Raw genomic sequence first — 24,523 nt, 5'->3', positions numbered from 1 at the left:
CCGCTACCACCCCCGGCCGGTCGCCGAGGCCCGTTCAGTCGTCGAGGCCGCGCGCGGCGAGCGCCTCGCCCAGCGCGTCGGCGTGCCGCAGGGCGCCCACCACCAGCGGCACGGCGAAGGCGCGCGGGCTCCGCTCGACCCCTCTGGCGCGCTGGGCCTCCCGCACCCGGGTGACCAGATCCGCGATCACCGGGACGCTGCGCAGCGTGAGGGACAGCAGCAGCGACAGGCGGAACGGATCGAGGCCGGCGAACCTGACAGGCGCGAGGCAGCGCTCCAGGCAGGCCATGAGGGCGCCGGTGCGCGTTGTGAGGGTGACCAGCCCGGCCAGGGCGACGGCGAGCACCACCCGGAGCGTCGAGGACACCGCCGTGGGCAGGTCCGCGAACACCAGTTGCACGCCGAACAGGGCCACGGCGAACCAGCGGACAGGCCGCACCTGCGCCCAGGCCGCGGCGAGCCCGACCCCGGAGACGGCGTACAGCAGGATGACGGCGGCCGCGGCGCCCGCCAGCGCCGCGGGCGAGCGCAGCAGCAGAAGCACCGTGCAGGACACGGCGAGCCCGGCGAGCTTGGCCCCCGCGGGCAGCCGGTGCAGGAGCGAGCGGCCGGGCACGTAGGCGCCGGTGAGCCCGCTCACGCCATCATCTTCCTGTAGTGGCCGATCGCGGCGGCGGGCTCGGCGTCGGCGACGATCCGCCCCTCGTCGACCACGAGCACGCGGTCGAAGTCCTCCAGCAGCGGGAGGTCGTGGGTCACCACGACCACCTGCTGCGAAAGAGTCGGCAGCAGCGCGGCGACCTGCCGGGAGTGGCGCAGATCGAGCAGCGTGGTCGGCTCGTCCATGATCAGGATCTCCGGTTCGAGCACCAGGACCGAGCAGAGGGCGAGCAACTGCTTCTGCCCGCCGGACAGGTGATGCGCGGGGTGGTCGGCGTGCTCCGCCAGGCCGTACCTCTCCAGGACCTCCCGCACCCGGCGCTCGACCTCGTCGCGCGCCAGCCCCTTGCGGCGCAGCGAGAATGCCACGTCCTCGGCCACCGTGGGCATCACGATCTGCGCGTCCGGGTCGGTGAACAGGAACCCCACGCCGCGCCTGATGCGGGCCGCGTGCCGGCGGGTGTCGAGCCCGGACACCGTCACGGTGCCCGAGGACGGCAGGACCAGCCCGTTGATCAGGCGGGCGAGCGTGCTCTTGCCCGAGCCGTTGGCCCCCACCACGCCCACGCGGCGCTCGGTCAGCGAGGCCGTGACACCGCGCAGCACCTCGCGCTGCCCGAGCCGCACATGAACGTCGTCCAGCCGGATCACTCACACCACCTCGAACAGGGCGGCGATCCCGAGACCGCCGCCGACCGCGACCGCCGCCAAACCCAGAGTCCCCGGCGGCGCCCCGGCGAGGCGGCTGAACAGCCGGGTCACCACCACCGCTCCGCTCGCGCCCCAGGGGTGGCCGAGGGCGAGCGCGCCGCCGTCGGCGCACACGCGCTCGGAGTCCGCGCCGAGCGGATCGAGGCCGAGCGCGTCGGTGACCGCGAGCACCTGCGCCGCGAACGCCTCCACGATCTCCACCGCCGCCACCCTCTCCAGGTCCGCTCCGGCCCGCCGCAGCACGCGCCGTACGGCGGGCACCGGTCCCCACCCGGGCAGCGCGGGGTCACAGCCGGCGACGGCGCCCGCCAGCAGGCGCAGGCCGGGCAGGCCGGCCGCCGCGCGCAGCCGCTCGGGCACGATCGCGACGGCCGCGGCCCCGTCGCTCACCGGGGAGGAGTTGCCGGCCGTCACCGTACCCCCCGGCACGAACGCGGCGGGCAGCCGGGCCAGCGAAGCCGGCCGCAGCACGCGCGGGCGCTGGTCGTCCACACGTCCGCCGATCGGGACGATCTCGCGCGCGAACCGGCCGGCCTCCCGGGCGGCCAGCGCCCGCGCGTGGCTCCGGCAGGCGTACGCATCCTGGCGCTCCCTGGTCACGCCGCGCGCGGCGGCGAGCGCCTCGGCGGCCGGGCCCATGTCCGGGTCGGGGTGTCCCTCGGGGGCGAACGGCGCCCGCTCGTACGGCACGGCCGGCTCGCCCTCGCGCCGGCGGTGCGCCCGCAGCGGCGCGGTGGACGCGCTCTCGACACCCCCGGCGACGACGAGGTCCGCCTCTCCGCAGCGGACCGCCTGGGCGGCCAGCAGGATCGCGGCGAGCCCGCTGCCGCACTGCCGGTCGACGGTGACGCCGGGCACCTCGTGCCCCATCCCGGCGGCCAGCGCGCAGACCCGGGCGAGGTTGCCCCCGGGTCCCGTGCAGTTGCCCAGCACCACGTCGTCCACCGGAACGCCGAGAGGCGCCACGTCGCGGGCGACCGCCTCGATGACGGGCGCGGCGAGCCGGTCGGGCGTCAGGCTCCGGAACGCGTGGCCGGCGGTGCCGATGGGGGTGCGGCGGGCCGCCACGACGACGGCGTGCTCATCCATGTCAGGCGAGCCGCCGCAGACCGGGGTCGTCGCCTGCGGCGAGACGGGCGGCGATGAGGCCGCGGGCCGGCTTGCCTGTGGAAGTCCGGGGCAGGGACTGGGCGGCGTACCAGCGCCGGGGGCGCTGGGCCGGGTCGAGTTCGGCGCGCGCCGCCGCCTCCAGCGCGGCCCTCACCAGGCCCTCGCCCTCGACGGCCCCCTGAACAGCCCACTGGACGGCCCCCTCGACGACCGCGGTGACCACGGCGCCCAGGTAGGGGTGCGGTGTGCCGACCACGACCACGTCGTCCACTCCCGGCACCTTCCTCAGCACCTCCTCGACGTCCTCGGGCACCACCGTCGCGCCGCCGGTCTGGATCGCGCCGTCGCCCCGGCCGCGCAGCCGCAGGACCTCGCCGGGCCGGTGCGGCTCCGCCAGGTCGCCGACCGTCATCCAGCCGCCGTCGTCCTGCCGCAGGGGGCCGGTCGCACCGGCCAGGTAACCCTCACAGAGCCACGGGGAGCGCACCCACACCTCGCCCAGGACCTGCCCGGGCGGCACCCTGACGTCGATCTCGACGCCGGGGAAGGGCCGTAGCCCGGCGCCGTCGGCGTCCGCGGCGACGAACGACAGCTCGGTGGCGCCGTAATAGGACAGCACACGCACTCCGGCCGCCGCCGCCCGGGTCCTGGCGGCGGCGTCCAGGGCGGCCCCGCCGACCACGGCGGTGCGCAGCGGGCCCCCGGCCGCGTCGTGCGCGGCTTCCAGGGCGTCCAGCACGGCCGGCAGGCGGTGGGGCACCACGTGGACGACGGTGGCCCGCCGCAACTGCTGCGCCAGCTCGCCCGGGGACCACCGGCCCGGGACGACGGCCGTCGCGCCCGCCGCCAGCGCGTGCACGGCGGCGAAGCCGTACAGGGAGGAGACCAGCGGGCCGGGGATCAGCACGACGTCGCCGGGGCCGATCCCGGTCATCTCGTCGAGGTGGCCGAACGAGCCGGTCCAGGAGTCTCGGGTGCGCACCACGGCGCGGGGCCGGCCGGTGCTGCCGGAGCTGAAGCAGGCCCAGGTGAGGTCGTGCGGCGCGGGGCGGTGCCGTACGGGCGGGCCGTCCGCCTCGGGGAGCGGGACGTCGAAGCGGGCGGCGACCGGCACCGCGGCCATGACCTGCGCCCGCCGCTCCTCGCTCCAGGCGTGGTCGCACAGCAGCGGCGTGACCCCCGCCAGGTCGGCGGCGAGCACGGCGACGAGCAGGGCCACCGGGTCGGCCTGGGCGACCGCGACGAGCGCGCCGGGGCCGATGCCCTCGCCGGCCAGACCGCGGGCGGCGCGGGCGGCCCTGGCCGCGAGTTCGGCGTAGCTGAGGTCGCCTCCGGGACCGGACACCGCGATCCGCCCGGGGCAGGCGGAGGCGTGCCGCATGACCTGCGCGGCTACCGGCACGGGCGCGTCACCGTCCTCCCGCCCGCAGCCGCTCGCGGTGCACCGCGGGGACCGCGTCCGGGTAGGCCCGCTGGGTGCCGCGCGCCACGATCGACGCGAGCACCGCCTTGGCCAGGTCGCCGGGCAGGAAGGCGGCGCTGAGCACCGCGGTCTTGCCCAGGGACAACCCGGTGACCAGGGCCTGCACGGGGATGCCGCACAGGTAGACCACGCCGACGCCGCCGGCGAGGCAGGCGGTCACCAGCCGCACCGTGGACGGCGTGCGCCCGCCGCGTTCGACGATCCACCCCGTCAGGGCCGCGCCGGGGAGCCAGCCGATCAGGAAGCCGGCCGAGGGGCCGGTGAAGACGCCGAGCCCGCCGCGCCCGCCGGCCAGCAGGGGCAGCCCGGCGGCGACCAGCACGATCAGGACCACGACGGCGAGGGCGGACCGCCACGTGCCGAGGATCGCCCCGGCGAGCATGACGCCGAGCGTCTGCAACGTGATCGGCACCGCATCGCCGAAGATGTTCAGCGCACCCGGCATGCCGAGCACGGCGATCAGCGCGGCGAAAACGCTGACCCTGGCGATGTCCGCCGCGGGGAAGCGCCGCCGAGGCGGACTCTGTTCATCTGTCACGGATCGATCCCATACCAAGACCCTCCGTACGGCGAATGAGGATTCCCACAACATTCCGCCGTGTCGTTCTCACCGGTGCCCATAGCGGTAGGCCGCTCCGCGACCGGGACGCCGGAGGCGACGGTGTCGCCGTCTGCCGTCTACCGGAAGGCTTCGGCGTTGCGGCGGGCCCACTCGGCGAAGGGGCGGGGCGCGCGGCCCAGCACGTGCTCGACGTCCGGGCTGAGCTTCAGTTCGGCGGCGTTGGGCTCGCCGAGGACGGCCAGCGAGGTCTCCACCGACGCCTCCGGCATGAACGGCGCCATCCGCGCCCGCGCCTCGGCCCGGGTCAGCTCCACGAACCGCACCGGCTCACCGAGGGCCGCCCCGATCGCCTCGGCCTGCTGCCGGGGCGTGACGGCCGCCGGCCCGTTCAACACGTAGACACGGCCCGCGTGCTCGTCCTTGCGCAGGGCCACGGCCGCGACCTCCGCGATGTCCGCAGGATCGATCACCGGGATCCCGACGTCGCCGAACGGCGCGGCGACCGTCCGCTCGGCGCGCACCGACTCCGCCCAGGCGTAGGCGTTGGACGCGAAGACGCCGGGCCGCAGGATCGTCCAGCCCAGGCCCGACTCGCGCACCGCCTCCTCGACCGCCCGCATGACGCCTCCGTGCGACACCGACTCAGGCCTGGTCACCACGCCTTGCGAGGAGAGCAGCACCACCCGCCGGACCCCGGCGGCCTCGGCCACGTCCAGGATGGCTCTCGGGTCGAGCCCGACGCCGCCCGTGCCGCCGTCGTGCAGGAACAGAGCCTCGGCACCGTCGAGGGCGGGCCGCAGGGTCTCCGGCGCGGCCAGGTCGGCCCGTACGTGTCCGGTCGCACTCGGCAGGCTCACCGGGGCTGTTCCCCGCGACACCGCCGTCACCCGCTGGCCGGCCTCCGCCAGGGCCCGCACCAGCCACCGACCGACGTTTCCGGTCGCACCCGTCACCACAATCATGATCAACTCCAGCGTCTTCCCTGTGGCCTCTCGCGACGACGGCGACGCTAACACCCTCCGTATAGTAGGTACCTAGAGGAAAGTGACTACCTCACAGGGGTGTGACCATGGCGGGCGAGACGAGCAGACCGGCGGCCGATGCCACGACCGACCCCGAGCTGGCCTGCCCGATCTCCCCGGTCGTCGACATCGTGTTCAGCCGGTGGACCTCGCCCATCCTCTGGTCGCTCCACGCCTTCGGCCGCCAGCGGTTCGTCGAGCTGGAGCGGCGCATCGAGAAGATCACCCCCAAGGTGCTCACCCAGCGTCTGCGCCAACTGGAGCGCGACGGCCTGGTCGTCCGCACCTACCATCCCGAGGTGCCGCCGCGCGTCGAATACGAGATCAGCGAGCTCGGCCGCACCCTCTCCCCCCTCTTCGCCCAGATCGCCGAGTGGGCCGCCGCCAACCTCGATCACGTCGAACGGGCACGGCGGCACTACGACGAGGCGGGGGCGCCCCGCGGCTGAATGATCTGGCCCGCACCGGCGGCGACGAACCGTTCTGACGGCGGAGGGTTCAGTGCTCGCGGGCGGTGCGCAGCCCGGCGATGACCATGCGTGCCAGCAGGGCGTGGCTCTCGTCGAGATCCTCGGCGAGCCGGAACGCGCCGGCCGCCTCCAGGACGGCGAAGCCGTGCATCGCGGCGCGCAGACAGCGGACCGCGTGGATCGCGGCCGAGCCCTCCAGCCCGTACGCCCGCAGCGCGGCGAGCATGATGCCGACCAGCCGGTCGCCCACGTCGGCCGTCTCGGGGCGCGGCGCCTGGATCATCGCCGAGTAGCGGTGCGGATGCCGGGCGGCGTAGGAGCGCCAGCCGTCCATCAGGGCGCGCAGCGCCTCGTCGCCCGACCGGCCGAGCGCCGCCTCGCTCGCGATCTCCGTCAGCTCGCCCATCACCCGTACGGAGACCAGGGCGCGCAGCTCGGCGAGGTTGCGTACGTGCTTGTAGAGGGAGGGCGTGGCGACGCCCGCCCGCGCGGCGACCGCGGACAGGGTGAGCGCGTCGGGGCCTTCCTCGTCCACGATGCGCAGCGCCAGGTCGACGACGGCGTCCGGGGACAGAGCCGCCCTAGCCACGGACCCGCTCCTTGAGGAACGCGAGCGTCGCGGCGGCGACCTCGCCGGGGTGCTGCGCGTGCGGGTAGTGTCCGGCGCCGTCGATCATCACCGCCTCGCCGAGCCCCGGCGGCATCTCGGCGACGATGCCGTCCGCCTCGGCCCGGGGGTCGGCCCAGTCGGGGTCCCGGGTGCCCATGACGACCAGGGCGGGGCAGCCGATGCCGCCGAGATGGGCGCCGGCGTCCGTGGGCGCGGACAGGCCCATCGCGCTCACCACGGCCATCCGGCCCGGCCTGCGCAGGTCGCTTCCCAGGGCGTCGAGGTAGTCGGTCCAGTCGGCGGGCTTGACCCCGGGATAGGCGTGATCGAGGTAGCTCTTCCACAGCCCGGTGCTGCGCAGGAGCGCCACGCCCATGAGCCGCGTCATGCCCCTGCGGTAGCGGCCGTTGCTCAGCAGCGCGCGCAGGTCGGGCTGCTGCTTCCGGGTGAAAGGGCCGATCTCCACCAGGGCGGTGACCAGCTCGGGCCGCCGCGCCGCGGCGATGGTGGCCGCTCCCCCGGCGAACGAGTGCCCCACGACGACGGCGGGCCCGCCCAGGTGCTCGATCAGGGCGACGATGTCGCCCGCGGTGTCGGCGCGGGTGTAGGAGTCCCAGCCGAGGCTCGACTCGCCGTGCCCGCGCAGGTCCATGGTCGCCACGCGATACCCGGCCTCGGCCAGCGCCGGTGCGAGGAAGCGGTAGGCGCGCCGGCTGTCGCCCATGCCGGGCACCATCACGACCAGCGGGCCCTTCCCCGCCACGTCGTACGCGATCTCGCCTTCGCCGATCTTCAGGAACTCGGTCACGCCATCCTTCAGGCTTACGTTCATAGCTGCCAGGCTAATAGCATTAGCCGATGCGTGTCAACACGGATCCACCCGGTCCGCGGGCGCCGACGCCGGCGGCCGACCGGTGACACCGTTGGCAGCCGCCGCACGCCGCACCGCGAGCCGGGCCGAGCCGCCGAGCCGAGCCGGAGATCGCAGCGGTCCCTGAAGCTGAGCTGGACGCGCCTCCCCCCGCCGTTAAGGTTGTGGACGTGAGTCCGAGGCCCGTGCGCGCGATGGACGCCGACGAGAAAGTCGACCGGCAGGCGCGGATTCTCGATGCGGCCCTCCGGCTCCTGTCCCTGCAGGGCATATCCGGAGTCAGCATGCGCGCCGTCGCGCGTGAGGCCGGGGTCTCGCTGGGGCTGGTGAACTACCACTACGAAGACAAGACAAGCCTGATCCGCGCCGCCCTGCACCGCATCGAGGAGCAGGACGTCTCACTGGTCGAGCCGGACCCCGCCCTTGGACCGGAGGAGCGGCTGCGTGCCGCGCTGACGCGCGTGGCCGACCCGGAGTTCCTGACGACGGAGTATCTGTCCCTGCGACTTCAGCTCTGGGCGCTCGCCCAGGCCCACGAGGACTTCGAGCACATCAACACGGAGGCCCAGAAACGCTACCGCGCCGGGCTTGCCGCCCTCATCGGCGCCGCCCGCCCCGAGCTGTCACCCGACGAGTGCGGTGAGCGGGCCGCCGACATCGACGTCATCCAGAACGGCCTGTGGCTCACGGCCCTGCTGGGGCTCGACCGCGCCTCCATCAGCAGGAGCGTCGCCCGCTGCGAGCAGATCGCACTCGCCGGGTGACCGGCGGCCCTGAACGAACGTCCAGGAAATATTGAACGATCGTTCAGGCCCTCGTATGCTCCCCCCATGGCATCAGTAACGACCGCCGATGTACGCCGTGTCGGCACCGGATACCACAAGGACCCAGGACGATCGATGTCACTGCGGGCGGAGGCGTACACCGACCCGAGGTGGCTCGACGTCGACGTCCAGGCGGTCTTCGCCCGCACCTGGCAGTGGGTCTGCCACGTGGAGCGGCTCTCGTCGCCCGGCAGCTACGTGTCGGCCACCGTGGCCGGCATGCCGATCGCGATCGTGCGCGATCGCGACGGAGCGCTGCGCGCGTTCTACAACGTCTGCAAGCACCGCGCCCACGAGCTGCTCACGGGCTCCGGCACCACGCGCGCCATCGTCTGCCCCTACCACGCCTGGACCTACGGCCTGGACGGGCGGCTCAAGGCGGCCCGTCGCGCCGACAGGATGGCGACCTTCGACAAGAACGAGATCTGTCTCGATCAGGTGCCGGTGGAGGAGTTCGGCGGCTTCGTCTACGTGAACCTGGATCCGTCCGCCGCTCCCCTGGCCGAGCAGGCCGCGGACCTGGCGGCCGACATCGCCAGATGGGCCCCCGACGTGGCCGGCCTGACCCATGCCAAGCGGTTGACCTACGACATCGCGTCCAACTGGAAGAACGTCATCGACAACTTCCTGGAGTGCTACCACTGTCACGTCGCGCACAAGGAATTCGTCGACCTCGTCGACATGGACACCTACGAGGTGAAGACCCACGGCATCTGGTCGAGCCACTTCGCCGAGGCCGGCAAGCAGGAGAACGCCGCGTACGACGTCGCGGGCGCGTCGGTCACCCAGCACGCGGTGTGGTGGCTGTGGCCCAACACCTGCCTGCTGCGCTACCCCGGCCGCGGCAACTTCATGGTCTTGCAAGCGATTCCAGCCGGTCCCGGCCGGACCCTGGAGACGTGGGACTTCTACTTCGAGACGGCCGAGCTCATGGACGCCGAGGTGGAGGCGGTGCGATACATCGACGAGGTGCTGCAGCAGCAGGACATCTCCATCGTGGAGAGCGTCCAGCGGGGCATGAACACTCCGGCCTTCGACCAGGGCCGCATCGTCTACGACCCGGCCGGCTCGGGCCTGTCCGAGCACGGTGTGCACCACTTCCACGGCCTCGTCCTCGACGCCTACCGGTCATGGGTGGAAGGCGCCGCCGCCGGCTTTACGCTGTAGATTCGCAAGGGCGCCGGGCGTCCCTGCGACCTCCGCACATGGACAGCTCGTTCAGCCCCTTGGGAGGACCCGGGCGTTGAGGTCCTGCCAGACCTTGTCGACCTCGGCGTCCAGGTCGCCCAGGGAACCCTCGTTGCCGATCACGATGTCGGCGATCCTCAACCGCTCCTCGCGGGAGGCCTGGGCGGCGATCCGGGCGCGGGCGTCCGCCTCCCGCATGCCGCGAAGCCGCAGCAGACGCTCCAGCCGCACCTCGTCCGGCGTGTCCACGACGATGACCACGTCATACCGGGCGGCCAGGTTGTTCTCGGCCAGCAGCGGCACGTCGTAGACGACGACCGCGTCGTCCGGGGCCTCACGCTGGAGTTGCTCGCTGCGCTCGCCCACCTTCGGGTGGACGATCCCGTTGAGGACCTTCAGCTTCTCGGCGTCGGCGAACACGATCGCGCCGAGCCGTTCCCGGTCGAGCGTGCCGTCGGGGCGGAGCACGCCCTCTCCGAACGCCTCGACGATCTCCGCGAGCCCGGGGGTGCCCGGCTCCACGACCTCTCGGGCGATCTTGTCCGCGTCGACGACGACGGCGCCGCGGGCCGCGAGCCGGCGCGACACCTCGCTCTTGCCCGAACCTATGCCGCCCGTGAGCCCAACCTTCAGCACGTCCCGCAGCCTACCGGGCGGTTCACCGCGCCCGGCCGGCGGCGCCGATCAGCCGGCCGCGCCGCGAGCGCGGCGGAACCACCGGTCGACATGACGACACCCGACGAGGGGTGCCGGCTCGCCTGAACCACTCAGGACGTGCTCGCCCCGGGCTCGCGGCGCAGGTGGACCAGCATCAGATGGTCCTGCACCCTTTCCCGCTGGGTCTCCCGGTAGCCGAGGCGGCGGTAGAGCCGCAGGTTCCCCTCCGACAGGTGCCCCGTGAACAGGTCGAACGCCGCCGCCTCGGGCACGGCCTCGTGCATCGCGGCCAGCAGCGCGCTGCCGATCCCCCGTCCCTGCCGATCGGGCGCGACCACGAGACGGCCCACCAGGCAGGTCGAGCCGGACATCTGGCCGCGGACCGCGCCGACCAGCCGACCGCCGTCCGTCGCCTTCAGCACGACCGCTGTCTCGATCACCGTACGTACCTGGTCGAGCGACTCGACGAGCGGCGCGATGAACGGGTCGCCGTAGAGCTGCGCCTCGGTCACGTACGCGGCCCGCTGCAGGGTGAGGATCTCCCCCGCTTCCGCGGGCAGGGCCCTCGTGATCTCCACCACGGGGCCAGCCTATCGGCACCGCCGGCGGAGAACGGCGATCGCGGGAGGCCCGCGCCCTCGACCACGCTCACCGGAGAAAGGCCCCCCGTGCGATGGCCCCCGCGCGCGAGGGACCGCGGACAGGGACGCGAGGGATCGCGGAAAAGGGAAAGGCCCCGCCGGAGCGGGGCCTTTCGTGGTGCTGTGGAGGACTCGGCTGAACCTCCGGTCCGGAGACCGGGTGTCAGCTCTGGCCGCCCGCCAGCTTCTCGCGCAGGGCGGCGAGGGCCTCGTCGGAGGCGAGAGCGCCACCGCCGCCGCCACCGCTGCTGCTGCTGGACTGCGAGGTGCTGGTCTCGCCGCTGTAGGTCGACGGAGCGGCCTCGCTGGCCGCCGCCTCCTCCTGACGAGCCTTCTCGATCTGCGAGCGGTGCGCGTCGAAGCGGGCCTGCGCCTCGGCGTACTGCCGCTCCCACTCCTCACGCTGCTTGTCGAAGCCCTCGAGCCACTCGCCGGTCTCGGCGTCGAAGCCCTCGGGGTAGATGTAGTTGCCCTGGTCGTCGTAGGTCGCCGCCATGCCGTACAGCGTGGGGTCGAACTCGACCTCGGCGCCGGCGCCCTCGTTGGCCTGCTTGAGGGACAGCGAGATGCGGCGGCGGTCCAGGTCGATGTCGATGATCTTCACGAAGATCTCGTCGCCGACCTGCACGACCTGCTCCGGGATCTCCACGTGGCGCTCGGCCAGCTCGGAGATGTGGACCAGACCCTCGATGCCCTCCTCGACCCGGACGAACGCACCGAACGGCACCAGCTTGGTGACGCGGCCGGGCACGACCTGGCCGATCTGGTGGGTCCGGGCGAACTGCTGCCACGGGTCCTCCTGCGTCGCCTTGAGCGACAGCGAGACCCGCTCGCGCTCCATGTCGACGTCGAGAACCTCGACCGTGACCTCCTGGCCCACCTCGACGACCTCAGACGGGTGGTCGATGTGCTTCCAGGACAGCTCGGACACGTGCACCAGGCCGTCGACGCCGCCGAGGTCCACGAACGCACCGAAGTTGACGATCGAGGACACGACGCCCTTGCGGACCTGACCCTTCTGAAGGGTGTTGAGGAACGTCTGGCGAACCTCGGACTGCGTCTGCTCCAGCCAGGCACGGCGGGACAGGACCACGTTGTTGCGGTTCTTGTCCAGCTCGATGATCTTGGCCTCGAGCTCGCGCCCGACGTACGGCTGCAGGTCGCGGACGCGGCGCATCTCGACCAGGGAGGCGGGAAGGAAGCCGCGCAGCCCGATGTCGAGGATCAGGCCGCCCTTGACGACCTCGATGACCGTGCCGGTGACGATGCCGTCCTCGTCCTTGATCTTCTCGATCGTGCCCCAGGCGCGCTCGTACTGGGCGCGCTTCTTGGACAGGATGAGGCGGCCTTCCTTGTCCTCCTTCTGGAGAACCAGGGCCTCGACGTGCTCGCCGACCTCGACGACTTCGGCCGGGTCGACATCGTGCTTGATCGAGAGCTCGCGCGACGGGATAACGCCCTCGGTCTTGTAGCCAATGTCGAGCAAGACCTCGTCTCGATCGACCTTGACGACGGTGCCTTCAACGATGTCTCCGTCGTTGAAGTACTTGATGGTCTCGTCGATCGCGGCGAGGAAGGCCTCCTCGGAACCGATGTCGTTGACCGCTACCTGCGGGGTGCTCGAGGTGGCCTCAGTGCTGCTCGTCATGTGTGGAATTGCTCCGAACCGGACAGATGTCGTTGTGACAGGAGCGCGGCGGGCCGTTTTCGTTCACTGGATGATGCTGCTTCCTGGTAGCCACCAGATGACCGAGCGCGAGCCCGCTCCGTCCGTGACGCGCGCGAGCCCACAGCGCAGCGATCAGCATATGAGACGGAGCGAGCTGGGTCAATCCGAGGCAACCAGACGAACCCCTAGTACGCGATCACCGACTTCGCGCGGGCGGGTGAGAGCGTTGCCCGGAGTTTGCGTGGCACCGACACCCGGGCCGGATCCCCATCCGACGTATAGCGCTCTCGTGGATGTTTGTCGAGCCAGTCGAGCCAGTAGGTCGTGCACCAGCGCCGGCAGTCGCCGGATTTTCCGTTGGACTGGATCCTCGGGATCGCGTAACGCGGGAAACTTTTCGCGTAGGGCGAAACCGTGGGCTGCGCCCCGGCCAGGAAGACGGCGTCGAAGTGGTAGCGGGTGCCGTCCCACGTGCCGTCGTGCGCCCTGCTCAGCTTCCTCGGCTGCGACCCGTACGGCAGCGCGAAGGTCGTCGAGGGCGGCGCGCCGGCCTTCTTCAGAAGCCGCTCCTGCCGGACGATCTGCTCGCTGACCCGCTTGTCGGAGAGCCGGCGGAGATCGGGATGGGAGTAGGTGTGGTTGGCCACCTCGAAGCCGTGGTCGACCAGCCACTTCACCGCCTGCTTCTGCCGCTCCCGGTCGCGCAGGCCGAAGGGGGCCCGGGTGACCCAGAAGGTGGCGGCGGGCCGGAAGCTCGGGTATTTCGCCGCGACCTCGTAGATGATGCCGACGGCCGTGTCCTTCTTCGGCCTGCCGCTCTGGTCCAACGCGAAGTGGCCGGGATGACCGTCGTCGAAGGTCAGGACGACCGGATGCGCCCCGGGCGGGATGTCGATCTTCCCGGCGACCAGTTCGGCCGCGGTGATCGGCACGTAGCCGTCCTTGGCCAGGCGCTCCAGTTCCTTGCGCAGCTGGGCGGGGGTCCGGTCGATCGACGCCAGTCGCTTGGGCAGGATGCGGTGATACATGATCACGGGCACCAGGCCGGCCTCGTTCGCCTTGACCTTCCTGGCCGACGCGGCGGTCGCCTTCGGCGGGGCCACGCTGGGCGTGGGCGACGGCGAGCGCGGCTGCGCCCGCACCGGTGACCGTTCCTCGCCCGTGGACCGGGGCAGCAGCACGAGCGCGACCAGACCGATCACGACAACGACGACGTTGGCGACTGCGGTCATTCGGGCAAGGTTGCGCACAGTTATTTGACCTTACTGCCCGACGTGTCCCGTATTCATATGTGTTGCAATTTTCCTGTGGACTGGAGCCTGCGTGCCTGCGGACGGCACGGGCACGTCACATACGCCCCGGACGAGGAGGCGCTGCGGAGCCGCCTGCGCGCCGAGACCGCGCTGGGCGAGGCATGGCGCTGCCTGCGCTGCGGCGACTTCACCGTGGGCCCGCCGCGCGGGGCCGGACCGGCCGGCGCCGCACCCGTCGTGCTGCGGGGCCGGGCGCTGCGGGACGCCGCCGTGCTACGGCTGATCGCCGTCTTCCGCTGGGCCAAGGTCGTGCTCCTGATCGCCGGAGCGTACGGCGTGTGGCGGTTCCGGGTCCACCACGACGCCGTACGGCGGGCGTTCGACCAGGACCTCCCGCTGGTCCAGCCGCTGGCCCACAAGCTCGGGTGGCACCTCGACCAGTCGGGTGTGGTGCACACGCTGCGGACCGCGCTGACCGCGCGGACGACGACCCTCACCTGGATCTTCCTCGCCCTGCTCGCCCTCGCGGCGCTGCTGCTGACCGAGGGGATCGGCCTGTGGCTGCTGAGGCGATGGGGCGAGTACTTCTCGGTGATCGTCACCTCGGTGTTCATCCCGGTGGAGATCTACGAGATCGCCGAGAAGGTGAGCCCGTTCCGGATCGTGATCCTTGTGATCAACATCGCAGCCGTGCTGTACATCGCGCTCAGCAAGCGCCTGTTCGGACTGCGCGGCGGGCGTGCGGCGTACGAGTCGGAGCGGCACGAGGCGAGCCTGCTGGAGGTCGAACAGGCGGGCCTGACCATGGCCAGACGGGACCACGGGCCGACCCGCCCGACCGGCCACCCCTGACCCGCCGCCTTGCGAGCCGACCCCGTACGACGAACCCGATCTGATGAGCCCGGTGTGGTGCCCGGCGCATCCCGGAACGGGCCGTGGTCAGTGGCCGGCGTCCTCCCAGTTGGTCCCCACGCCCACGCTGACCTCCAGCGGCACGCTCAGGTCGTAGGCCCGGCACATCTGGGTGCGCACGACGTCGGTCAGCTCCTCCAGCTCGCCCGGCGCGACCTCGAACACCAACTCGTCGTGGACCTGGAGCAGCATGCGGGAGCGCATGCCCTCGATCGCCTTCTGCACGTTCAGCATGGCGACCTTGATGATGTCGGCGGCCGAGCCCTGGATGGGCGCGTTGAGCGCCATCCGCTCGGCCATCTCCCGGCGCTGCCGGTTGTCGCTGGTCAGGTCGGGCAGGTAGCGGCGGCGGCCGAGGATGGTCTCGGTGTAGCCGTCCTTGCGGGCCAGGGCGACGATCGACTCCAGGTAGTCGCGGACGCCGCCGAACTCCTCGAAGTACTCCTCCTTGAGGGCCCTGGCCTCCGCGACGGGGATGTTGAGCTGCCCCGACAGGCCGAAGTCGGACAGGCCGTAGGCGAGGCCGTAGTTCATGGCCTTGATGCGGGCGCGCAGGTCGGCGTCCACCTGCTCGGCAGGCAGGTCGAAGACACGGGACGCGGTGGCCTGGTGGAAGTCGTGCCCCGACTCGAAGGCCGCGATCAGCGACTCGTCCCGGGACAGATGGGCCATGATCCGCAGCTCGATCTGGCTGTAGTCGGCCGTCAGCAGCGTGTCGTAGCCCTCCCCCACCACGAAGCCCTTGCGGATGCGCCGGCCCTCGACCGTGCGGATCGGGATGTTCTGCAGGTTGGGCTTCTCGCTCGACAGCCGCCCGGTGGCCGCCACGATCTGGTTGAACGTGGTGTGGATCCGCCCGTCGTCGGCGATCTCCTTGATCAGGCCCTCGACCGTGGTGCGCAGCTTGGTCTGGTCGCGGTGGCGCAGCAGGATCACCGGCAGCTCGTTGTCGGTCTGCTGGGCCAGCCAGGCGAGCGCGTCGGCGTCGGTCGTGTAGCCCGTCTTGATCTTCTTGGTCTTGGGCAGGCCGAGCTTGCCGAACAGGATCTCCTGCAACTGCTTGGGCGAGCCGAGGTTGAACTGCTCCCCCACCGCCTGGTGGGCGGCCTCGACCGCCTGCTTGACGGCCGCGCCGAACTCGGCCTCCAGCGCCGCCAGATACTGCCGGTCGGCGGCGATGCCGTCCCGCTCCATCTCGGCCAGCACGCGCACCAGCGGAAGCTCGACGTCGGTCACCAGCCGCGTGCCGCCGCGCTTGGACAGGTGCTCTTCCAGCGCGTCGGCAAGGTCGCGCACGGCCTGGGCCCGCAGGGCCAGGTCCCGGGCCGCGCCCTCGTCGGCGTCCTCGAACAGGGAGGTCTGCCCGCCGGGCGTGGACTCCGCCCGCAGCTCGCGGTGGAGGTAGCGCAGGACCAGGTCGTCGAGCGGGAACGACCGCTGCCCCGGCATCGCGAGATACGCGGCGAGCGCCGTGTCGCAGGTGAGGCCGCGCAGGTCGTGCCCGTGCGCCCACAGCGCGAGCAGCGGCCCCTTGGCGTCGTGCACGGCCTTCGGCCGATTCTCGTCGGCCAGCCAGGCGTGCAGCGCCGCCTCGTCCTCCTGGGTGAGGCGCGTGGGGTCGAGGTGGGCGGCGCCGCCCGGCGAGGCGATCGCGAGGCCCTCGAACCGCCCGGTGCCACTGCCGTAGGCGCCCTGGAAGGCCAGCCCGGCGCGGCCCTCGGGGAGGGCGGCCAGCCAGCCGGCCACCTGGCCCGGCTCGAGCACGGTCACTTCCAGCTCGAAGCCCTCGCCCGCCTCCGGTTCCGTGGTGCCAAGGGTCTTGAACAGGCGCTCGCGCAACTCCCCGCGGATCTGCAGCGCGTCGAGGAGCTTGTTGACCTCCTCGCGGTCCCACAGACCCATGGTCAGCGCGGACACCTCGGCGTCGACCGGGGCGTCGCGCTTCAGCTCGGTGAGCATCCGGTTGTGGATCACCTGGCCGAGGTGCTCGCGGAGCTTGTCGCCGACCTTGCCCTTCACCTCGTCGGCCCGCCGGACCAGCTCGTCCAGCGAGCCGTACTCGGAGATCCACTTGGTGGCGGTCTTCTCTCCCACGCTCGGGATGCTCGGCAGGTTGTCACTCGGGTCGCCGCGCAGGGCCGCGAAGTCCGGATACTGCGCCGGGGTCAGGCCGTACTTCTCCACCACGGCCTCGGGGGTGAAGCGGGTCATGTCGCTGATGCCGCGCCTGGTCATCAGCACCGTGACCCTGTCGTTGACGAGCTGGAGCGCGTCGCGGTCGCCGGTCACGATGAGCACGTTCATGTCCTCGCCGGACGCCTGCGTCGCCAGCGTCGCGATCAGGTCGTCCGCCTCGAAGCCGGCCACGGACATGCGGGGGATCCGCAGCGCGTCGAGCAGCTCGAAGATGAGCTGCACCTGGCCGCGAAAGTCCTCGGGGGTCTCCGCCCTGTTGGCCTTGTAACCGTCGTACGCCTCGTGCCTGAAGGTCGGCTCACTCCGGTCGAAGCAGACCGCGACGTGGCTCGGCTGCTCGTCGCGCAGGATGTTGGCCAGCATCGAGGTGAAGCCGTACACCGCCTCGGTGTGCTGACCGTCGGTGGTCATGAGATTCGCGTCCTTCAACGCGTAGAACGCGCGATAAGCAAGAGAATGCCCGTCCAGGAGCAGCAGACACGGACGGGTGGGGGTCGCTTCACTCTTCGGCACACCCGCAGCCTAGTCTCCCTGTACGACAGAAAACCCGTGCTCTTGCCACAGGAGGCGTCCCCTTGACCTTGACGGATCCCGAGGAGTTGGCGGCGTGGATGAACGCGTCCGGGGAGGACCGTCTGCACCGGCGGATGGGCATCGAGATCCTTGAGGCGAGCGCCGAGCGGGTGGTCGGCCGCATGCCCGTAGAGGGCAACGTCCAGCCCTACGGCCTGCTGCACGGCGGCGCGTCCTGCGTGCTGGCCGAGACCCTCGGCTCGACCGGCGCCGCCCTGCACGCCGGCCCGGGCAGGATCGCCGTCGGCATCGAGATCAGCGCCACCCACCATCGCTCGGCCACCTCGGGGCACGTCACCGCCGTCGCCACCCGTGTGCACGGCGGGCGCACGCTCGCGACGTACGCCATCGAGATCGCCGACGACGAGGGCCGGGCGGTCTGCACGGCCCGTCTGACCTGCATGCTCAGGGACGCTCGCTGAGGCCGCCCGGCTCGCGGGCCGCGCTCGCCGGCGAGCCGGCCGGGCAAGCACCACGAAACCCTCTTATGACGCATTGGGCCTGATAACGGACCGGCTTGCGACTCTCTTTGCACGGGAGTCGCTCCGGTCGCTACCGTTGTGGCTCCAGAGCCCGTGGGAGACCGAGTAGACAACGTGCGGAGCCGGGGAAGCTGTGTACGGTCCCAAAGGTCCTCCCACGGGCTCATGCTCTTTCACAGCACCGACCCCGCGGTTGACTCCTTACACGTCCTGACCTGCGAACCCTTTCTCACGTCAGTGACACACCATGGTCACCAATTGGTGACGAACGACCCCGAAACGGGCGTCTCAGGCTTATGCTCCGGCCACAACATCGCAGCAACCTGCCGATGTTGCGCGTCCGCAGTGGGGGGCACGACCCCGCCATGACCTGAATACAGAGGGAGCACCATTGCGCAGAGCCGTGATCGCGTTCACGGCCTTCCTGGGTGGACTCGTCTTTCTCCTCTCCTCCCCCGCCTGGGCGGACGGGGAGGCGCTGAAGGGCACACTCCAAAACCAAGGCCAGCCGGTGAACGGCGTGAAGATCAGCGTGGCAGGCGAAGACGGCAACCCCGTCGGGGACGCCACCACGGGTGCGGACGGCAAGTGGGAGGTGCCGGTCCCCAAGGCGGGCAAGTACAAGGTCACGCTTGACCAGTCGACGCTCCCCAAGGACGTCGGGCTGAAGTTCCAGAACCGGGCCACCCTGGACGTGCAGGTCTACGAGGGCAGCGAACGCAACGTCCTGTTCGCTCTCGCGCCCGCCGGCAAGCAGGGCGAAGGCGCCGCGCAGACGTCGGACTCCTCCTCCTTCTGGGACCGCGTCGCCCAGCTCACCTTCGAGGGCTTCAACCTCGGGCTCATCATCGCCCTCGCGGCCATGGGCCTGTCGCTGGTGTTCGGCACCACCGGGCTCACCAACTTCGCCCACGGCGAGTTGCTCACATTCGGCGCCATGTGCGCCTACTTCTTCAACGTGGTCATAGGACTCCCGCTCATCGTGGCCGCGGTGATCTCGGTCGTGATCGGCGGGGCCTTCGGGTACTCCCAGGACCGGTTCTTCTGGGGCGTGCTGCGCAGACGAGGCAGCAGCCTGGTCGCCATGATGATCATCTCGATCGGTCTGGCCCTGTTCCTGCGCTACGTCTTCCTCTTCTTCTTCGGCGGCGAGGGCGCCTCGTTCGCGGACTACAACGCCCAGCCCGGCATCCAGGTCGGCCCGATCTCCGCCGCGCCGAAGAACTTCATCGCGATGGGCATCGAGCTCGCCGTGCTCATCGTCGTCGGGCTCGCACTGCTCAAGACCCGGGTCGGCAAGGCGGCCAGGGCCGTCGCCGACAACCCCGCCCTGGCCGCCTCCTCGGGCATCAACGTCGACGGGGTCATCCGGATCATCTGGACCGTCGGCGGCGCCGTCGCGTCGCTCGCGGGCGTCATGCTCGGCCTGTCGCAGAACGTCAGCTACCAGATGGGCTTCCAGATCCTGCTGCTCGTCTTCGCGGGCGTCACCCTCGGCGGCCTCGGCACCGCGTTCGGCGCCCTGGTCGGCTCCATCGTCGTGGGCCTGTTCATCCAGCTGTCCACCGTCGTGGTGCCGACCGAGCTGAAGACGGTCGGCGCGCTGCTGGTGCTCATCCTCGTCATGCTCTTCCGGCCGCAGGGCATTCTCGGCCGGCGCGAGCGCATCGGCTGATCGGAGACCACACGTGGACTGGAACACCATTTTCGTGACCACGGTCAAGGCCTCGATCGGCCTGGAGACCGTCGTCTACGCGCTCGCCGCGATCGGCATCAACATCCAGTTCGGCTACGCCGGGCTGCTCAACTTCGGCCAGGCGGCCTTCCTCGGCGTCGCCGCGTACGGCATGGCCGTCACCGTGGCCACCTTCCACCTGCCGTTCTGGCTCGGCATCCTGATCGGCCTGGCGGCCACGATCGTGCTGGCCTTCCTGCTCGGCATCCCCACCCTGCGACTGCGCGCCGACTATCTCGCCATCGTCACCATCGCGGCGGCCGAGATCGTCCGGCTCGTCTTCAGATCGGTCAAGTTCAGCAGCGTCTTCGGCGGCTCGGACGGCCGGCAGAACTTCTCCGGCGACTTCTTCGCGATGAACCCCTACTCCCCCGGCACCTACGGCATCGGCCCGATCAGCTTCAACGAGCGGGTGACGTGGGTGCTGACCGTCGGCTGGGTGCTCATCGCGATCACCTGCGGACTGGTCTACCTGCTCATGAAGAGCCCGTGGGGCCGCGTGCTCAAGGCCATCCGCGAGGACGAGGACGCCGTGCGCAGCCTCGGCAAGAACGTCTTCTCCTACAAGATGCAGGCGCTCGTGCTCGGCGGCGTGGTCGGCTGCCTCGGCGGCTTCCTGTTCGCGCTCGGCCAGGCGTCGGTGCAGCCCGACCTGTTCAGCACGGAGTTCACCTTCTACGCGTACACGATCGTGATCCTCGGCGGCGCGGCCCGCGTCTTCAGCCCCGTCGTCGGCGCCGCGCTCTTCTGGGTGCTGCTGGTCTTCGTGGGGAACACGCTCAGCGAGGCCGTGAGCGCCGGACTGCTCCCCTCGTTGTTCACCGTGAACAACATCGGCGCGGTCCGCTTCATGCTGGTCGGCCTCGGCCTGATGCTCCTGCTCATCTTCCGGCCTCAGGGCATCTTCGGCGACAAGAGGGAGATCGCGCTCGATGCACGCTGACACCACCCCGGCCAGGAAGGCGGCGGCACTGGCCGCCTTCGCGGGCCTCGACCGCGAGCCCGGCGTGGCCAAGCCCGACCCCATCCTCGTCGTCGACAAGGTCGTACGCCGGTTCGGCGGCCTCACCGCCGTCGACGTCGATCACGTGGAGGTCCAGCGCGGGTCGATCACCGCGCTCATCGGCCCGAACGGCGCCGGCAAGACCACGTTCTTCAACCAGCTCACCGGCTTCGACAGCGCCGACGAGGGGTCCTGGGCCTTCAACGGCAAGCAGCTCAAGGGCGTGCCCGCCCACCGGGTGGCCCGCGCCGGCATGGTCCGCACGTTCCAGCTCACCAAGGCCCTGTCGAAGCTCACGGTGATGGAGAACATGCGGCTCGGCGCGCAGAACCAGCGCGGCGAGAACTTCTTCCGCGCGCTGATCCCCGGCAGCTGGCGCCGCCAGGAGGACGAGATCACCGAACGCGCCGAGGAGCTCCTCGAACGCTTCAAGCTCGACGCCAAGCGCGACGACTTCGCCGGCTCGCTGTCCGGCGGCCAGCGCAAGCTGCTGGAGATGGCGCGGGCCCTGATGGTCGGTCCCGAGCTGGTCATGCTCGACGAGCCCATGGCGGGCGTGAACCCGGCCCTGACCCAGTCGCTCCTCGGTCACGTGAAGGACCTGCGCGAGGAGGGCATGACCGTGCTCTTCGTGGAGCACGACATGGACATGGTCCGCGACATCAGCGACTGGGTGATCGTGATGGCCCAGGGCAACGTGATCGCGGAGGGGCCGCCGGACACCATCATGTCGGACCCGCGCGTGATCGACGCCTACCTGGGCGCCCACCACGACGCGCCCATGTCCGCCGAGGAGTTCGAGGAGCAGCTGCAGGAGGCCGAGGCCGAGCTGGAGTCCGAGATCGAGGAGAAGGCATGACCGCCCCCACGCCGGAAGACCACGCAGAGCCGGACCGCGCTTCCACACCGGACGCGGCCGCCGAACCGGGCCGCACCGGCACGCCGGACGACGTCGCCGCGACGGGCGGCGCCGGCGTGGCCGAGCCGGACGCGGCGGCCGGCGAGGACGACGCCACGGCCGGCTCGCGGGCGGCCGTCGTCGACCGCTCCGACCACCTCGCCGGAGCCGAGAACGCGCTGCTGCGGGCCGACGAGCTGTATGCCGGCTACGTCCCCGGCGTCAACATCCTCAACGGCGCCGATCTGTACGTGAAGAAGGGCGAGCTGATCGGCATCATCGGCCCGAACGGCGCCGGCAAGTCGACCCTGCTGAAGACCCTGTTCGGGCTCGTGCCGGTGCGCACCGGCTCGGTCACCCTGAACGGCGAGGACATCACCAACCTCAAGGCCCACTCGCTGGTGGCCCGCGGGGTCGGCTACGTCCCGCAGACGAACAACGTCTTCCCCAGCCTCACCATCGAGGAGAACCTGGAGATGGGCGCCTTCCAGGTGCCCGGCAAGTTCAAGGAGCGGTTCGAGTTCGTCTGCGAGATCTTCCCCGCCCTCCGGGAGCGCCGCAAGCAGCGCGCCGGCTCGCTGTCGGGCGGTGAGCGGCAGATGGTCGCCATGGGCCGGGCGCTCATGACCGAGCCGTCGGTCCTGCTCCTTGACGAGCCGTCCGCGGGCCTGTCGCCCAAGCTGCAGGACCTGGTCTTCATCCAGGCCCAGCAGATCAACAAGGCCGGCGTGACCGTGATCATGGTGGAGCAGAACGCGCGCCGCTGTCTGCAGATCTGCCACCGGGGCTACGTGCTCGACCAGGGCCGCAACGCCTACATGGCCAGCGGCAGCGATCTGATCAACGACCCGAAGGTCATCCAGCTCTACCTGGGCACGCTCGCCCGGGCCTGAGCCGCTCTCGCGAGGGCCCCGGCGGAGGATCCGCCGGGGCCCTCGTCGTACGTCTGTGACCTGATTTCCATCTGATCGGCAACCGCCGGGCTGACAATGAGCCGTATGACCCGAACCCCCCTCCGCACGGCACTGGTCGTCTCGGCGCTCGCGGTGGGCCTGTCCGCCTGCCAGTCGCCGTCCCCGCGGCCCTCAGCCTCGCCGGCCGCCGTGTCGTCCGCGAGCACCGCGTCCGGGACCACCAGCGGCGCCGTCTACGTCACCGGCGCGAAGGCCGGAGACGACCCCTGCGCCCGCGTGGTGTCCGCCATCGGCTACCTGGGGCTGTCACTGCTGCCCGCCGGGCAGGAGGAGGCCCAGCACTGGGACGGGGACGTACGCGGCCGTTTCGGCTATCTGCGCGGCGCGCTGGCGATGTACGGCCCCCACCTGCCGGCCTCGGCCCCCGTCGCGACCGTCGACGGCCTCGCCGAGACCCTGTCCCGGGCCGACACGGCCGGCTCCCGGCGCACGGACCTGCTGCGCCGGTATCGCAAGGCGTCCGCCGCCGTCCTCGGCGCCTGCGGCCGTTCCTGACCCGCCCGGGGGACGTACGCGGCCGTTCCCGGCCCGGCGCGGTGAGTACGCCCGGGACGTCCCTCCACGGCGGCGGAAGGTCCCGGGGACGCGGAAGGGCCCGCTCCATGGGAGCGGGCCCTTCGTGCTCGCGATCAGCCGGCGATCTTGCCGGTGTTGAAGGCGACGTTCTTGTTGGTGTTGTCGGCGCCGTACTCGTAGACGCCGATCGTCGCCTCGGCCGGGTCACCGGCCTCGTTGAACTCGATCGGGCCGGAGGCGCCGTCGAAGTCGATGTCCTTGCCCGCCGTCAGCAGGTCGTTGCAGGACTTGAAGTCCTTGCACTTCTCCCCGCCCGTGGAGACCTCCGACAGATGGGCCGCGATGTCCTTGGGCGCGTCGCTCTTGGCCGCGATCGCCGCGAGCGCGGTCAGGATGGTCGCGTCGTACGACTCGGGACCGTAGTTGTAGTCCTTCAGGTTCGCGTCGATCGTCCCCAGCTTGGCCTTGAAGTCGTCGGAGACCTGGGCGCCCGGCTGGGTGCCCTTGGCGCCGTCGAGCGTGCCCTTGGGGAAGCCGTCCTTGCCCGTGCCGTAGTTGGACAGGTTGCCGTCGACGAAGTAGTACTTCACCTTCTTGGCGGTCAGGCCCTGCTTGACGAGCTCAGGGATGATCTTCTTGGTCTCGTCGAAGCCGATCAGCGCGACGGCCTTCGGGTTGGCTTCCTTGATCTTGGCGACGTCCGCCGAGTAGTCGGCCGCCTTCGGGTCGTAGATGACCTTCTCCACGACCTGGCCGCCGCCGCCCTCGACCGCCTTCTGCACGTTGTCCGCGAGGCCGGTGCCGTACGCGTCCTGGAGGGCCAGGATGCCGACCGTGTCGTTGCCGTCGGCGAGGATGAGGTCGCCCAGGACACGGCCCTGCAGCACGTCCGGCGGAGCCGTACGGAAGTAGAGGCCCTTGTCGTTGTAGGTGGTGAACTGGTCGGAGGTGTTCGCCGGCGAGATCTGGACAACACCGGCGCCCGTGATCTTGTCGATCACCGACAGCGACACCGAGGACGAGGCGGCACCGATGACCACGTCGGCCTTCTGCTGCAGCAACTTGTCGACAGACTGGGACGCAATGTTGGTCGACGTGTCACCCGAGTCGGTGTCGATCTGAACCACCGGCTTGCCGAGGACGCCGCCGGCGTCATTGATCTCCTTCACCGCCAGCCCGACACCCGCGAACTCCGGCGGACCGAGGAAGGCGAGCGAACCGGTCTGCGGCAGCAACGTGCCGACGGTGAGAACGCCATCGCCCTGGGCGGTGGCGGCAGCGGGAGCAGAGGACTCGGCCGCCGGCGCCGAGGAAGCCGGCGCGGCACTGTCCTCACCACCGCCACAGGCCGTCAGCGCGAGGCTGGCGGCCGCGGCGACGGCCAGCGCCCGTCCGAGGGGGGCAATGCGGATCATGAAGCATCTCCTTCATCCAGGCCCGGGAATCGTCAGCGCTGCCGACTGGTCCCGATCGAATGGCTGAAAGGTACATAGGCCGGGCATG

24 protein-coding genes are annotated in these 24,523 nt (G+C 71.1%); 10 read left to right on the top strand and 14 right to left on the bottom strand.

The window, feature by feature from the left end:
- Window positions 1–34: 34 nt before the first annotated feature.
- The 6 genes from FLX07_RS07285 to FLX07_RS07260 form a co-directional block, all read right to left on the bottom strand.
- The gene (locus FLX07_RS07285) at window positions 35–640 is read right to left on the bottom strand and encodes an energy-coupling factor transporter transmembrane component T family protein (protein WP_142568782.1); all 606 of its coding nucleotides are present in this window, start codon (window positions 638–640) and stop codon (window positions 35–37) included.
- A complete protein-coding gene (locus FLX07_RS07280; protein WP_142568780.1) occupies window positions 637–1,311 on the bottom strand; it encodes an energy-coupling factor ABC transporter ATP-binding protein in 675 nt (224 codons plus the stop codon). Before FLX07_RS07280 ends, FLX07_RS07285 begins: the two co-directional genes overlap by 4 nt.
- On the bottom strand, window positions 1,312–2,460 hold the full coding sequence (locus FLX07_RS07275) for a thiolase family protein (RefSeq protein ID WP_142568778.1): 1,149 nt from the start codon (window positions 2,458–2,460) through the stop codon (window positions 1,312–1,314).
- Between the two features lies 1 nt (window position 2,461).
- Entirely contained in the window at window positions 2,462–3,883 is a 1,422-nt protein-coding gene (locus tag FLX07_RS07270) for an AMP-binding protein (RefSeq protein ID WP_142568776.1), read from the bottom strand.
- Window positions 3,884–3,890: 7 nt separating this feature from the next.
- Window positions 3,891–4,502: a biotin transporter BioY gene (locus FLX07_RS07265; RefSeq protein ID WP_229689649.1), complete on the bottom strand. Its 612-nt coding sequence runs from the start codon at window positions 4,500–4,502 to the stop codon at window positions 3,891–3,893.
- Window positions 4,503–4,642: 140 nt separating this feature from the next.
- Complete coding sequence (locus FLX07_RS07260) at window positions 4,643–5,488, bottom strand: NAD(P)H-binding protein (protein ID WP_142568772.1); 846 nt, start codon at window positions 5,486–5,488, stop codon at window positions 4,643–4,645.
- A gap of 107 nt (window positions 5,489–5,595) precedes the next feature.
- Here FLX07_RS07260 and FLX07_RS07255 point away from each other — a divergent pair, with 107 nt between their 5' ends.
- Window positions 5,596–5,997 (top strand): winged helix-turn-helix transcriptional regulator, encoded by a 402-nt coding sequence (locus FLX07_RS07255; protein WP_142568770.1) that lies wholly within the window; start codon window positions 5,596–5,598, stop codon window positions 5,995–5,997.
- 49 nt (window positions 5,998–6,046) lie between these two features.
- Here FLX07_RS07255 and FLX07_RS07250 read toward each other — a convergent pair whose 3' ends face one another.
- Together FLX07_RS07250 and FLX07_RS07245 are read right to left on the bottom strand one after the other, a co-directional pair.
- Window positions 6,047–6,607 (bottom strand): TetR/AcrR family transcriptional regulator, encoded by a 561-nt coding sequence (locus tag FLX07_RS07250; RefSeq protein WP_142568769.1) that lies wholly within the window; start codon window positions 6,605–6,607, stop codon window positions 6,047–6,049.
- Window positions 6,600–7,460: an alpha/beta fold hydrolase gene (locus tag FLX07_RS07245; protein ID WP_223852701.1), complete on the bottom strand. Its 861-nt coding sequence runs from the start codon at window positions 7,458–7,460 to the stop codon at window positions 6,600–6,602. Before FLX07_RS07245 ends, FLX07_RS07250 begins: the two co-directional genes overlap by 8 nt.
- Window positions 7,461–7,669: 209 nt before the next feature.
- On the opposite strand from FLX07_RS07245, the gene FLX07_RS07240 reads away from it, so the two are divergent.
- The gene (locus tag FLX07_RS07240; protein WP_229689648.1) at window positions 7,670–8,263 is read left to right on the top strand and encodes a TetR/AcrR family transcriptional regulator; all 594 of its coding nucleotides are present in this window, start codon (window positions 7,670–7,672) and stop codon (window positions 8,261–8,263) included.
- 135 nt (window positions 8,264–8,398) lie between these two features.
- Entirely contained in the window at window positions 8,399–9,490 is a 1,092-nt protein-coding gene (locus FLX07_RS07235; RefSeq protein WP_142568767.1) for an aromatic ring-hydroxylating oxygenase subunit alpha, read from the top strand.
- Window positions 9,491–9,541: 51 nt separating this feature from the next.
- Here the strand turns inward: FLX07_RS07235 and coaE are convergent, their stop codons facing one another.
- The 4 genes from coaE to FLX07_RS07215 all read right to left on the bottom strand — a co-directional run bounded on the left by coaE (window position 9,542) and on the right by FLX07_RS07215 (window position 13,710).
- Window positions 9,542–10,147, bottom strand: a complete 606-nt coding sequence (coaE, locus tag FLX07_RS07230; protein WP_142568765.1) for a dephospho-CoA kinase — start codon at window positions 10,145–10,147, stop codon at window positions 9,542–9,544.
- A 131-nt stretch (window positions 10,148–10,278) separates the two neighbouring features.
- Window positions 10,279–10,749, bottom strand: a complete 471-nt coding sequence (locus FLX07_RS07225; protein ID WP_142568763.1) for a GNAT family N-acetyltransferase — start codon at window positions 10,747–10,749, stop codon at window positions 10,279–10,281.
- A gap of 223 nt (window positions 10,750–10,972) precedes the next feature.
- The gene (gene rpsA, locus FLX07_RS07220) at window positions 10,973–12,457 is read right to left on the bottom strand and encodes a 30S ribosomal protein S1 (protein ID WP_142568761.1); all 1,485 of its coding nucleotides are present in this window, start codon (window positions 12,455–12,457) and stop codon (window positions 10,973–10,975) included.
- Window positions 12,458–12,663: 206 nt separating this feature from the next.
- Window positions 12,664–13,710: a polysaccharide deacetylase family protein gene (locus FLX07_RS07215; RefSeq protein ID WP_142568759.1), complete on the bottom strand. Its 1,047-nt coding sequence runs from the start codon at window positions 13,708–13,710 to the stop codon at window positions 12,664–12,666.
- Window positions 13,711–13,785: 75 nt separating this feature from the next.
- Here FLX07_RS07215 and FLX07_RS07210 point away from each other — a divergent pair, with 75 nt between their 5' ends.
- Entirely contained in the window at window positions 13,786–14,583 is a 798-nt protein-coding gene (locus FLX07_RS07210; protein ID WP_189104946.1) for a DUF2127 domain-containing protein, read from the top strand.
- Between the two features lie 87 nt (window positions 14,584–14,670).
- On the opposite strand, the gene polA is transcribed toward FLX07_RS07210, so the two are convergent.
- The gene (gene polA / locus FLX07_RS07205) at window positions 14,671–17,352 is read right to left on the bottom strand and encodes a DNA polymerase I (RefSeq protein WP_142568755.1); all 2,682 of its coding nucleotides are present in this window, start codon (window positions 17,350–17,352) and stop codon (window positions 14,671–14,673) included.
- 62 nt (window positions 17,353–17,414) lie between these two features.
- On the opposite strand from polA, the gene FLX07_RS07200 reads away from it, so the two are divergent.
- The 6 genes from FLX07_RS07200 to FLX07_RS07175 all read left to right on the top strand — a co-directional run bounded on the left by FLX07_RS07200 (window position 17,415) and on the right by FLX07_RS07175 (window position 22,999).
- The gene (locus tag FLX07_RS07200) at window positions 17,415–17,834 is read left to right on the top strand and encodes a PaaI family thioesterase (protein WP_142568753.1); all 420 of its coding nucleotides are present in this window, start codon (window positions 17,415–17,417) and stop codon (window positions 17,832–17,834) included.
- Window positions 17,835–18,285: 451 nt separating this feature from the next.
- Window positions 18,286–19,569 (top strand): branched-chain amino acid ABC transporter permease, encoded by a 1,284-nt coding sequence (locus FLX07_RS07195; protein ID WP_223852702.1) that lies wholly within the window; start codon window positions 18,286–18,288, stop codon window positions 19,567–19,569.
- 13 nt (window positions 19,570–19,582) lie between these two features.
- Window positions 19,583–20,572 (top strand): branched-chain amino acid ABC transporter permease, encoded by a 990-nt coding sequence (locus FLX07_RS07190; RefSeq protein ID WP_142568751.1) that lies wholly within the window; start codon window positions 19,583–19,585, stop codon window positions 20,570–20,572.
- Window positions 20,562–21,491 carry an ABC transporter ATP-binding protein gene (locus FLX07_RS07185; RefSeq protein WP_142568748.1) on the top strand — a complete coding sequence of 310 codons (930 nt, stop codon included), beginning with the start codon at window positions 20,562–20,564 and terminating at the stop codon, window positions 21,489–21,491. Before FLX07_RS07190 ends, FLX07_RS07185 begins: the two co-directional genes overlap by 11 nt.
- A complete protein-coding gene (locus FLX07_RS07180; RefSeq protein WP_223852703.1) occupies window positions 21,488–22,423 on the top strand; it encodes an ABC transporter ATP-binding protein in 936 nt (311 codons plus the stop codon). Before FLX07_RS07185 ends, FLX07_RS07180 begins: the two co-directional genes overlap by 4 nt.
- Before the next feature lie 105 nt (window positions 22,424–22,528).
- Complete coding sequence (locus tag FLX07_RS07175) at window positions 22,529–22,999, top strand: hypothetical protein (RefSeq protein ID WP_142568746.1); 471 nt, start codon at window positions 22,529–22,531, stop codon at window positions 22,997–22,999.
- Window positions 23,000–23,133: 134 nt separating this feature from the next.
- On the opposite strand, the gene FLX07_RS07170 is transcribed toward FLX07_RS07175, so the two are convergent.
- Window positions 23,134–24,435 (bottom strand): ABC transporter substrate-binding protein, encoded by a 1,302-nt coding sequence (locus FLX07_RS07170; RefSeq protein ID WP_142568744.1) that lies wholly within the window; start codon window positions 24,433–24,435, stop codon window positions 23,134–23,136.
- Between the last annotated feature and the right edge of the window lie 88 nt (window positions 24,436–24,523).

It is taken from the genome of Microbispora bryophytorum, assembly GCF_006874465.1.
Lineage (GTDB): Bacteria > Actinomycetota > Actinomycetes > Streptosporangiales > Streptosporangiaceae > Microbispora > Microbispora bryophytorum.
Note: the sequence above shows the minus strand (reverse complement) of the source record. Positions and strands in the feature narration are given on the sequence as shown.